Here is a 12,432-nt window from a genome sequence, read left to right as displayed (position 1 = left end):
AAAAGCCAGCACAAAAATGGCTGGCTTTCAATATTGTTTGTATGTTGTTATTTTTTATGTTGCAGTTGACTGTAAATATTATGGATCAATCCGTCTGCTACTGAGATTTTAGGTACAAAAATCCTGTTGATCTCAGACCAGGACATTACGTTGTTGAAAATTCCCAGAGCATGTACCAATACGTCTGCACGGTCTTCTCTCAGGTTGTAATTGCTCATTCTTTCTTCTACGGACAATTCATTGAACTCTCTATAAACCTTTTTCAGATGAGACAAAGACATTGGTTTTCCGTCTTTGGTTTTGCTCATGGAGAATACTTTGTTGATATTTCCTCCAGACCCGATGGCTACAATTGGTTTTTTGCTGACGATATTTTTCTTGATTTCATCTTTCATTTCCTTCCAGTTGTCCATCGTTACAAGATTGTTGAGAAGACGGATTGTTCCGATATTGAAGGATTTTTCGTAAACCATTTTACCGTTTTCGTAAAAGGTAAGTTCTGTAGAACCTCCGCCTACATCAATATATAGATAGGCAAATTCTTTGTCAAGACCTTCTGCTACGTGATTTTCATAGATGAGCGTTGCTTCTTCATCACCGGAAATGATCTCAATATTAATACCTGACGTTTCTTTTACCAGATTGATGATTTCATTACCATTGGTGGCATCACGCATTGCACTGGTAGCACAGGCTCTATAATGATCTACTTTGTATATTTTCATCAGGTCACTGAAGATTTTCATGGAGTCAATGACCATTTTTTCTCTTTCCGGGCCTATCTTTCCGATGGTGAAAACATCCATTCCCAGCCTCAGAGGAATTCTGAGAAGGTTAAGTTTGATGAATTCAGGTTTTCTGTTATTAATCTTTACTTCATTGATAAGAAGGCGGGCTGCATTACTCCCTATGTCTATCGCTGCTATCTTCATTTTTTGCTTGTTTTAGCTTTTAAATATTTATAGGTTTCTATTTGTGATCGGCATTCTTGTTTTTCATTTCTTACATATTCATTGCTCAGTCTCTTATCCAGAATTCGGGCTTTTACATTATCCCTAAGCTGAATGTCAAGAATGTCTTTTAATTCTTTCTTCAGGTTCTTGTCCGTAATTTTAGCGGCTGCTTCAATTCTGTAGTCAAGATTCCTTGTCATCCAGTCGGCAGAAGAAATATACATGTCTTCTGATCCTTTATTGTAGAAATACATTACTCTGGCATGTTCCAGATATTCATCTACAATACTTATAGCTTTTATTTTTTCTTTAAAATCCTTTTGGTTGACGGCACAATAGATTCCTCTTACAATCAGTCTGGTTACTACGCCAGCTTTTGCGGCATCATATAATTTTTCTATCAGCAGTCTGTCGCTCAGAGAATTTACTTTTACAATGATCTCTGCTCTTCGTCCTGCTTTAGCTTCTTCAATTTCTTTATCAATATGGTGAACAATTTTTTCACGCATAAACTGAGGGCAAACTAATAAATTTTTACAAGTTTTCAAAATGGAAATAAAATCATCTTTCGGTTTTTTCAATACATTGAAGACTTTATTGATATCTGCCATGATGCCACGGTCAGCAGTTAACAACAGGTGGTCTCCATATATTCTTGCCGTTTTTTCATTGAAGTTTCCGGTACTTACAAATCCATATTGAATTGTTTTGTTGTGGGCTCTCTTTTTGATAACACAAAGCTTGGCATGTACTTTTTTATTGGGAATACCAACAAGAACGGTAATTCCTTCCGGTTCCAGCATGTCTTTCCATTCCAGATTGGATTCTTCATCAAATCTTGCCTGAAGTTCCAGCATCACTGTCACTTCCTTACCATTTCGTGCCGCATAGATTAATGCATTAATGATTTTTGAGCTGCTGGCCAGACGGTAAGCCGTGATCTGTATGGATTTCACATCCGGATCCATGGCGGCTTCGCGAAGAAGGTCAATCACCGGATTATACTTATGGTAAGGGAAAGTAAGGAGAACATCTTCTTTTAAAATAACATCCGTTACTCTTTCCCCATGTTCAAATGCCTGATGGGTAAAAGAGGTTCTTTCCACCGGTCTTTCATACTTTTCAAAAACATCAGGAAAGTCCATGAAATGCTTGAAATTATGAATTTTTCCTCCGGGAATGATACTGTCTTTCTTGGTCAGATTCAGTTTTCTGATAAGAAGTTCCAGCAGAGCTTTATCCATATCTTTATCAAAAACGAAACGGGTAGGTTTTCCTTTTCTTCTGTTTTTGAGTCCTTTTTCTATCTTTTCTGCGAAGTTGGTTCTGATATCATTATCCAGATCCAGTTCCGCATCTTTTGTTACTTTAAAGGCATTGGCAGCAAACTCATCATATCCGAAATAAGAAAATATGTGAGGAAGGTTGAAAGTAATCACATCTTCCAGTAACATGACATTTTTTTCTTCCGGATCTTCCGTTGGCAGCAATACGAATCGCCCCACAAAACGGGAAGGAATTTCAATAATTGCATAATTGCTGGAATACTGCCAGTCTTTTTTTCTCATGGCTACGCCCAGATAAAGACTTTTATCTCTCATGTAGGGCATAGGTGTATTTTCATGAAGAAGAATCGGGATCACATTGGATTCTACCACTTCGTCAAAATATTGTCGGACAAACTCTTTCTGTTTTGCTGTCAGGTTTTTGGCGTTTTTAATAGAAACTTTATGATCAGCCATTTCAGTCTGGATTTTTTTCCAGGTTTTATCGAAATTCAGCTGCTGTCTCATAACGACCTCGTTAATTCTCTGAAGAATTTTGGTAGGAGGCTGATAGAAAGATTCAGCAATCACTTTTTCCTTAAAATCCATGGCACGCTTTAATCCGGCAACACGTACTCTGAAAAATTCATCTAAATTGTTGGAGAAAATTCCCAGGAAACGTATTCTTAAATGTAAGGGTACTTTTTCATCCATAGCCTCCTGCAAAACTCTTTCGTTAAAGGCAAGCCATGTAATATCTCTTGGATTAAAGTGTATTGACATTCTAAATGTGTGTATATTTTATCAAAAATAATAATTCACAAAGACTATCACCTTATTTCTTAGGTTAAACTTTGATTAATTTTTAAAGATTGGTGAATTACTCTGTTGGACTAATATAATCATGTTGATAATCAATACTTTTTTACGGGATTGATATGGATCAAATTTTATTTTTATGAAGAAAAATGAGAGAATACCTCTGATCAGTCATGACAGTTTATTGTGGTACTATAGAAACGTACCAGAAAAAATCTCAAAATAGTTATTGAAATCCTGGAAAGCTTATTTATGGCATTCTGATAAAATCTTGTAGGAAAAAATTTCCATATTAAACCATATAAAAACCTCAATTTATCGGGGTTTTTATTTTTATTGTGTCATTTTGTCATAATTCTTCGAATGGTACAGATATTGAGAAATTGAGAGTGTAAATTAAATTAAAAATAGAAAAAATATAAAATATTATGAGTAAAATAATTGGAATTGACTTAGGAACAACCAACTCTTGTGTTGCTGTAATGGAGGGAAAAGACCCTGTTGTTATTCCTAACGCAGAAGGTAAGAGAACTACTCCTTCTATCGTAGCTTTTACGGAAGATGGAGAAAGAAAAGTAGGTGATCCTGCAAAAAGACAGGCTGTAACGAATCCAACAAAGACTGTTTACTCTATTAAAAGATTTATCGGAACTCATTTTAAAGATGATGCTTCTGAAATCACAAGAGTACCATATAAAGTAGTTGCCGGACCAAACGATACAGTAAAAGTAAAAATCGACGATAGAGAATATACTCCACAGGAAATTTCTGCAATGACTCTTCAGAAAATGAAGAAAACTGCTGAAGATTATCTTGGACAGGAAGTAACAAGAGCGGTAATTACTGTTCCTGCATACTTCAATGATGCACAGAGACAAGCTACTAAAGAAGCTGGTGAAATTGCTGGTCTTAAAGTAGAAAGAATTATCAACGAGCCTACAGCTGCAGCATTAGCTTACGGTCTTGATAAAAACCATAAAGATCAGAAAATCGCAGTATATGACCTTGGAGGTGGTACTTTCGATATCTCAATCCTTGATTTAGGAGACGGTGTATTCGAAGTATTGTCTACAAACGGTGATACCCACTTAGGAGGTGATGACTTTGATGATGTGATCATCAACTGGATGGCTGACGAGTTCAAAGCTGAAGAAGGTGTAGATTTAAAATCTGATGCCATTGCTCTTCAAAGATTGAAAGAAGCTGCAGAAAAAGCTAAAATTGAATTATCTTCTTCTCCTCAGACTGAAATCAACTTACCCTATATCACAGCTACTGCTACTGGCCCTAAGCACTTAGTGAAGTCTTTAACAAAAGCTAAATTCGAGCAATTATCTGCTGATCTTGTAAGAAGATCTATGGAGCCTGTTGCTAAAGCATTAAAAGATGCTGGTTTATCAACTTCTGATATTGACGAAGTAATCTTGGTAGGTGGTTCTACAAGAATCCCAATCATCCAGGAAGAAGTAGAAAAATTCTTCGGTAAAAAACCATCTAAAGGAGTTAACCCGGATGAGGTTGTAGCAATTGGTGCCGCTATCCAGGGAGGTGTATTGACAGGTGATGTAAAGGACGTATTACTACTTGACGTTACTCCGCTTTCTTTAGGTATTGAAACAATGGGTTCTGTATTCACTAAATTAATTGAAGCGAATACTACCATTCCAACTAAGAAATCTGAAGTATTCTCTACTGCATCTGACAACCAGCCAGCAGTAAGCATCAGAGTAGGACAAGGTGAAAGATCAATGTTCAACGATAACAAGGAAATCGGTAGATTCGATCTTCAGGATATTCCGCCAGCACCAAGAGGAGTTCCTCAAATTGAAGTAACTTTCGATATTGATGCTAACGGTATCCTAAGCGTATCTGCTAAAGATAAAGGAACAGGTAAAGAACAGTCTATCAAAATTCAGGCTTCTTCAGGTCTTTCTGACGAAGAAATCGAAAGAATGAAGAAAGAAGCTCAGGAAAACTCTGCAGCAGATGCTAAGAGAAAAGAAGAAGTTGAAATCTTCAACAAAGCTGACGGATTGATCTTCCAGACTGAAAAGCAATTGAAAGAATTCGGTGAGAAACTTTCTGCTGACAAAAAAGCAGCAATCGAAGCAGCTCATGGAGAATTAAAAATAGCTTTCGAAGCTAAAAACGCTGATGATGTTAAAGCTAAAACTGAAGCATTAGATGCAGCATGGATGGCCGCTTCTGAAGAATTATATGCATCGGGTCAACAGCCAGGTGCTGATGCAGGTGCTGGAGCTCAGAATGCTGGTGGAAACGCTGGAGCTGAGGATGTACAGGATGCAGACTTCGAAGAAGTAAAATAATAGATGTAAACACTAACATTTAATTATAAATCAACCCCGCGGTAAACAAAGTTTACCGCGGGGTTTTTCGTATATAAATACTCATAAAAATAGATCGGATGAATATTATTTTATTTTACATTAAAATATCTTTAATAATTTCAATAACCTACTTTTTATTTAGAATAATTATAATTAATTTTGCGGCCTAAATATTTTAAGGGTGAAAGTATCGTTATTAGCAGGTGCTGTTTTTTTAACAGCAGGAGGTTTCTTGTCTGCACAGAATGTAGAGTTCTATCATGATGGACAACTTAAAAAGGGAGAACTTCTGACCAGAGAAATGGAAAAATGTAAAGGCTTGGTCTACAAAGATCAGACTCTGACTTTTAAAGGAAGTTGTCAGATAACCCTTCTGAATGCCGACAATAAAAAAGAAAAAATCACTCTAAAAGAAGGAGAAGAGCTTAAAATACAATTCATTTCATCCAAAGAAAATTTTTTAGAAAAACCAGCGATTAGAATTGAAGGCGTACAGCTTACCGCCAGAAAAAAACAGTTTTCTGAAATTGCTATCCAGCAGGAAGCCCTTCAAAATTTACAATCATTTTCTATCGGAGATGTTTTACAACAGTTACCAGGTCAATATGTACAACAATTTGACAATACCCAGTTTAAAAATATCGTTTTCAGAACAGCAAGCGGATCATCTGTAACAGGATCCGGTAATATTCCCGGTGGAGATGATTTTGGAAACAGAGCATTTGGTGTACAGTTGATGGTCAACGATATTGCCTTATCCAATAATGAAAATATGCAGAGCTATGATTCTGCAAACAGCGGCCCCTTCGGGATAAGTTTTAGTACTTCTACCAATGGAGGAAATTTAACACCAGGCCAACCGAATTACGGGGTCGATTTAAGAGAAATTTCGACTGAAAATATTGAAAGTATTGAAGTAATACAAGGGGTTCCGGATGCTAAATATGGAGATTTAACTTCAGGACTTATCAAGGTTACAACCATTGCCAAAGCATCCCCACTCCGCTTGGATGCATCGCTCAGAGATGGAACTTACCAGGTAGGGGTTACAAAAGGATTTAAGCTTAAAAACAACAATGCCCTGAATGTATCTGTGGGCTATATGAATTCACTTTCTGATCCAAGAACCAGTCTGGTAGGATATGACAGAACAAATGTCAATTTCCTTTGGTCATCAAAAAATAAAAACGGTTTCAGTAATAAATTCTCCGCTTCGTTTTCTACCAATACCAGCAAGGGGAAAAGAGATCCCGATGATCTGGACGGAATGATTATCAATGTAGATAACAAGAGTTTTTCATTAGGAAATAATATAAGTTATAACTTTAATCGAAACGGAAGCAAACCATTTTTCAGAACGGTCAGTGCAGATGTAGGGGTCAGCTATTCAACGCAGCTTACGGAGAGAAGATTCTGGCTTAACCAGGGAGCCCGTCCTTATGGAAATTCAACCACTGATGGTGTTTATTACGCTCCTTATACACCCCCAAGTTATGAAAATCAGGCCTTCTCAGACGGTAAACCACTTACTATTTTCACTGATTTAAGTGTGAACGGAAGTAAAGTGACAGCTTCCAAATGGGTTCATATGTACAGCATCGGAGCAAACTTCAGATATGGAAACAACTTCGGAAAAGGCCGTTACGGAACTGCAGGACAGTTTACAACATTTAATGCTGCAGGTCAGGGATCAAACGGAATGAGAGACTTTAATTATCGTGATCATGTTTTTGCATCCAAACAATATGCATTCTATATCCAGGATAATATTACGAAAGCTTTTGCGAATAAACATATCTTAAGAACCAATCTGGGACTTCGTTACGATCTGCAGAATTCATATTCTACCTATTCCCCAAGGGTAAATACTTCGTATCAAATGGGAAAATTTTCTGTAAGAGGAGGATTTGGGCTCACTTCTAAAGCTCCTTCTTTGAATCAGATTTACACAGCCCCAAGATATTTTGACTTCCTTCTTGGTGATTATCGTCTGCCGGGATATTATTCAGCTGCGATCATGCAAACTGTTGTTACGCCGGGAGATAATGCCAATCTGAAACCGTCACGAAGCTGGAAAACTGAAGTAGGAATGGATTACAGATTTCCTTTTGCAACAGTTAACCTTACAGCTTATTACAACCGATTATTTGATGGATTTACCACAGCAAGTGTTCATAAAATTATGGATAAAGCGAAAGTAAATGTCAATGTCTCAGGAACAGAAGTACCTACTTTTGAAGTGATAGGAACAGAAAAATTTAATTATCTCCAAAACAGAATCGTTAACGGATATCAGTCCGTAGATAAAGGACTGGAGCTGATGGCAAGTTTCAAAAAGATTGAAGCTTTAAATCTTGTTATAGGTTTCAATGCCAGTTATGTAGAAACTTCCGGTCATAAAGATGAAGGTCTTTACAAGATCACTGCTCCTAAGATTGCAGATAAAGACTATGAATATGGAATTTATAACGATTCCCGAAACAAAAGTTCTATGGCCAGAGCAAGTTTCAGTTTTGACTATCACCTGGCCTCATCAGGATTGATTATTGGTTTGAGAACAGATCATTTCCTTTCAGACAGAACCCTCAATGGTGTTAATGATATTTATCCGATAGGGTATATCAAACATGACGGAGAGACACAGATGATTCCGGAAAATGACCGTACTAATCCAAAATATCAGGGACTCTTCCTGAAACCTTCCGATGAAAAACTTTCAGGTTTATATAACAAAACCCTGCATAATATTCATTTAAGAGTTACCAAGGATTTCCTGAGCGGCTTCAGACTTTCAATCTATGTGAGTAATGTTTTCAACTTAAAAGCATACGACGAAAGAGGAGCTGTATACGGCAACTTTACATCTACCTCGTTTGGAGGAAATATTTCATACCGATTTTAATACTACTAAAAATAAACTTGAACATAATGAAACAATTCATACTATTACTCCTATTTCCTGTCCTTGTTCTGACAGGATGCAACAGAGATGATGACTTTGGTAATAATGAGATTAAACCTGTTCCGTTTACCATAAATATAAAATATGATGCTTCAAAATATCCTTCCGTTTCCGATAAAGGAGTTGCCAATGTAACCGTGATTCTGAAAAACTCTGCAACAGAAGATCAGATTATAGGAAAGACAAATGCAGACGGTGAATTGATTTTGGATGCTGTTCTACCGGGAACTTATAGTGTTCAGGCTGAACTGCAACTGAAGCAGAATGAATATGAGCAACAGATTGGAGAAGAAACCAGCTATGAAATTGTACACTTCGGAGGTTTTGATGAAAAAGTAACCATTAATGCCAATACTTCTTCAAAATTGGTCCGAATCACCAGTGGAAACTTAGGAGATCTTGTAATCAAACAGTACTATTATGCAGGCTCGGATACGAAATTAGGAGCCAATTTCAGAGATCAGTTTATTGAAATTCACAACAATTCTGATCAGACTATTTATGCTGACGGTTTATATCTGGTATTTCTGGAGGGGAATACGAATAATAATCCAACTACTTATACTTTATCGAATGGCCAGTACGACTGGAGCAAAACTGCCGGCGGCGGATCTGAGGCAAACACAGCATATGTATATTCCAATATATTCATTAAAATACCAGGAAACGGAAATCAGTATCCTATTTTGCCTGGGAAAAGTATTGTGGTTGCTCAAACCGCTATCAACCATAAAATGCCTTTTGATGATATCAACGGTACTGGTGTAGCGATACAGGAACCTGACAGAACAGTAGACCTGAGCCATGCAGATTTTGAAACCTATATGGGTGATTATAATACAAGTATTGGTAAGAAACCTTTTGCATGGGATATCCAGAATATTTTGGTGCCGGATATGCTGGTATCATACTGGAGTATTGCATCCAATGATTTAATCCTTAATGTAACTTCAATGCTGGGGCTGGGAATTCTGAGAGCAACCGATGCAGAAGTGGCAAGCTGGAAAAAAGTGGCGTCACCTAAAGCTCCAACCGGAACTTTATTTCTGCAAATTCCTAAGAACTATATCATAGACGGAATTGATATTACAGACAAAGAACAAAAAGCACCAAAAGACTTTCCGGCAGATATAGATGCCTCAAGAACATTTATTGTTAATGCTGCGGGACAGGCTGAAGCTACTTTTACCGGATTTTCTGTAATCCGAAAAACAAAGGAAATTACCAATGGACGTGTAGTATTGCAGGATACGAATAATTCTGCCAATGATTTTGTAACGATTAAAGCAAACCCTAGAGGATATGCACAATAATAAAAATAAGACAATTAAAGTTTTTCAATACAGTATATTGGGATTGGTTGTAGCAGGCACTCAGTTCTTTCATGCTCAGGCAACTCAGTTAGACAGTATTAATATAAGTGCTGTAGAAAAGAATATCAGAATCAATGATCCCTATATTTCATTTTTTCAGCCCTTGGATTTTTCCAGGACAACTTTTCAATATTCTTCAACAAAGCAAAATTTTAAAAGAGTTCAGACTCCTGAAGAGACCGGAAGTTTTACTTTTCTGTCTGAAGGAGTATATAAGCTTAATCATAAGATCGCTTTATCAGGAAGACTTAAAGCAGACAAAACAACCGAAGACAATGTTCCTTATATCCTCAGTGATGAAAGAACGAACAATTCTTCCTTTATTTACAATCCCTCTTATTATTGGGTTTCCCGTTCGGCAAAATGGCAGAAACAGAGTTATCTTATCAACGGACAGTTTGCCTATAATCCGGTAAAACCAGTCATTCTTCAGATGGGAGGAGAAGGAATGTATGCTAAATCTTATCGTCAGAATGCAGATCCGAGACCCAAAGTAGATGATTATAAATACAAAGCTTTTGCAAAATTAGGGTTGAACTGGAAGCAGCACGTTCTATTTGGAAAACTGAGCTATGTGCATCATTACAAAGGAAATGATATCATGTTTGTGAATATGAAAGGAAATGTACCTGCGAATGACAGTATTTATATCCGTTATAACGAAGGCTACGGTAATCAGTATATCGGAATTACCCAATATAAAACTTCTGAATATAAAATGGGAGGCTATATCTGGGGCGGAGAATATGCCTTTAATAGTAATAATACTCATTTTTCTGCCGGATATGATTACAAAAACCTTATTGAACGCTTCTACAGAGTTTTTGAATATCAGGATGCAAACTATAACTGGCAGAAAGACTATACAAAATATTCCGGGCTGAAAACAAAGCTGCATAGCTTCTACCTTAACTTTTTAGAAAATTATAATGGGAAAAAATGGGCTTCTATGATGACGTATCAGGATCAGCTGAATACCAATTACAATTATCCTTTGGATTACACATCATACCGTCTGGAGCAGAAGAATCTTTCCTGGCAGAATAGCCTGATCTGGTTTAATCATAAAAATGAGGCGTTCAAGGTTCTTTTCGATGCAGCCTATGGGAAAAATCGTGTAAAAGATTTGTCTGTAGTAATGGATAGAAAACTGTCTTTTTTCAATTACAGACTCGGAGCTGAAAAGGAATTTGCTTTAAAATCTTCTCATAAACTGGCTATTGGTCTTTCTCAAAATCTTTATGTTCCTTTGGAAAAAGAATTCAATTATCAGCCTTATCAAAGCACAAAAGAGAATATCTTTGCAACTAAAATAGCACAGCCGGACTTTGCGTATGATGCAACACCTAAAATTGGTCTTAATTTTAATGCAAATTATATTTTTGATCAGAACAAAATAAGGTATGAATTGTTTGCAAGTTTTTCCCAGATCTGGCTGATGAACAGTACTTATAAAAATCAAGTTGACTACAATGGCAGAGCTAATCATGTTGCCCTGGTAGGATTGAATGTTTATTATTAAAAAATAATGAAAGACAGATATATTGCTTTTCTGGCAATTGCCGGGATAATATGTTTACTAAGTTATAGTTCTAATGACCCTACGGGATATACCGTGGAAGAACTTCGTACACTATACAGCAGTGGAGACCAGAGCAAATGGCCGGCTGCTCACTTATTTGATGAAGCTAAAGAAGGTTTTCAGGATATCGGACCTTTGTCTAAAATGAATTTTCCTGAAGATAATCCCTATTCCGAAGATAAAATGGAACTGGGGAAAATGTTGTTCTTTGATCCGAGACTTTCTAAAAGCGGACAGATTTCCTGTGCCAACTGCCACAATCCCGAAATAGGCTGGTCAGACGGAAGCAGAGTTTCTTTTGGTCATGACAGGCAGACTGGAACCAGAAATGCACCTACTCTGGTGAATATAGGATATGCCAAAACATTCTTCTGGGACGGTCGTTCATCAACTTTGGAAGAGCAAGTAAAAGCTCCCATTGAAAATCCTGTAGAAATGAATCTTCATATGTCAATGGCAACAAAAAATATCCGAAAAATTAAAGATTATAAACCTTTCTTTGTCAAAGCTTTTGGAAATGGGGAAGTGACTGAAGAGAAAATTGCAAAGGCTGTTGCTACTTTTGAACGTTCGCTCATCAGTCCGCCATCAAAGTTTGATAAATTCGTTTCCGGAAAAAAAGATGCTTTAACGGATTCTGAAATTAACGGGCTTCATTTATTCCGAACAAAAGCAAACTGTATCAACTGTCATAACACCCCTTATTTTTCTGACCAGAAGTTCCATAATCTTGGACTCACCTACTACGGAAGGAAATATGAAGATCTGGGAAGATATATCGTTACTAAAAAAAATGAAGATGTAGGAAAATTCAAAACCCCTACACTGAGAGAGGTTTCTGAAAATAAACCTTATATGCATAACGGACTTTTCCCTGAACTGGCCAATATCGTCATGATGTATAACGCCGGAATGGGCAGAGAAATACCCAAAGCAGATCAGCTCAATGATCCGAAATTTCCTCACAAATCAGGAATGGTAGAAAAACTGAATCTGACAGATGACGAAGTTTTTGATATTGTAACATTTTTGAAAACACTGAACAGTTACAAGTACAAAATGCGCCCGCCGGAATTGCCTAAATCATAACTGTAATAAAAAACTCTTCCAAGCGGAAGAGTTTTTTTGTA

General features: G+C 36.9%; 7 protein-coding genes. 5 read left to right on the top strand and 2 right to left on the bottom strand.

Going from position 1 to position 12,432, the window contains the following annotated elements; all coding sequences use genetic code 11:
- Nucleotides 1-47: 47 nt before the first annotated feature.
- Together ODR02_RS14900 and ppk1 are read right to left on the bottom strand one after the other, a co-directional pair.
- Nucleotides 48-932: a Ppx/GppA phosphatase family protein gene (locus tag ODR02_RS14900; protein ID WP_309512666.1), complete on the bottom strand. Its 885-nt coding sequence runs from the start codon at nucleotides 930-932 to the stop codon at nucleotides 48-50.
- Complete coding sequence (gene ppk1 / locus ODR02_RS14895) at nucleotides 929-3,001, bottom strand: polyphosphate kinase 1 (protein WP_209787867.1); 2,073 nt, start codon at nucleotides 2,999-3,001, stop codon at nucleotides 929-931. The genes ODR02_RS14900 and ppk1 overlap by 4 nt, the downstream gene beginning before the upstream one ends.
- Nucleotides 3,002-3,465: 464 nt before the next feature.
- On the opposite strand from ppk1, the gene dnaK reads away from it, so the two are divergent.
- The 5 genes from dnaK to ODR02_RS14870 all read left to right on the top strand — a co-directional run bounded on the left by dnaK (nucleotide 3,466) and on the right by ODR02_RS14870 (nucleotide 12,391).
- On the top strand, nucleotides 3,466-5,364 hold the full coding sequence (dnaK, locus tag ODR02_RS14890; RefSeq protein WP_209787870.1) for a molecular chaperone DnaK: 1,899 nt from the start codon (nucleotides 3,466-3,468) through the stop codon (nucleotides 5,362-5,364).
- Nucleotides 5,365-5,566: 202 nt separating this feature from the next.
- Nucleotides 5,567-8,287 (top strand): TonB-dependent receptor plug domain-containing protein, encoded by a 2,721-nt coding sequence (locus ODR02_RS14885; protein ID WP_309512665.1) that lies wholly within the window; start codon nucleotides 5,567-5,569, stop codon nucleotides 8,285-8,287.
- 26 nt (nucleotides 8,288-8,313) lie between these two features.
- On the top strand, nucleotides 8,314-9,660 hold the full coding sequence (locus ODR02_RS14880; protein WP_309512664.1) for a DUF4876 domain-containing protein: 1,347 nt from the start codon (nucleotides 8,314-8,316) through the stop codon (nucleotides 9,658-9,660).
- Nucleotides 9,650-11,242 carry a DUF6850 family outer membrane beta-barrel protein gene (locus ODR02_RS14875; protein ID WP_309512663.1) on the top strand — a complete coding sequence of 531 codons (1,593 nt, stop codon included), beginning with the start codon at nucleotides 9,650-9,652 and terminating at the stop codon, nucleotides 11,240-11,242. Before ODR02_RS14880 ends, ODR02_RS14875 begins: the two co-directional genes overlap by 11 nt.
- Nucleotides 11,243-11,248: 6 nt before the next feature.
- Nucleotides 11,249-12,391: a cytochrome-c peroxidase gene (locus ODR02_RS14870; protein WP_309512662.1), complete on the top strand. Its 1,143-nt coding sequence runs from the start codon at nucleotides 11,249-11,251 to the stop codon at nucleotides 12,389-12,391.
- Nucleotides 12,392-12,432: the final 41 nt, after the last annotated feature.

Origin of the sequence: Chryseobacterium sp. CFS2 (assembly GCF_036543225.1) — a bacterium.
Lineage (GTDB): Bacteria > Bacteroidota > Bacteroidia > Flavobacteriales > Weeksellaceae > Chryseobacterium > Chryseobacterium culicis_A.
This window is presented reverse-complemented; position numbering and strand designations above follow the sequence as displayed.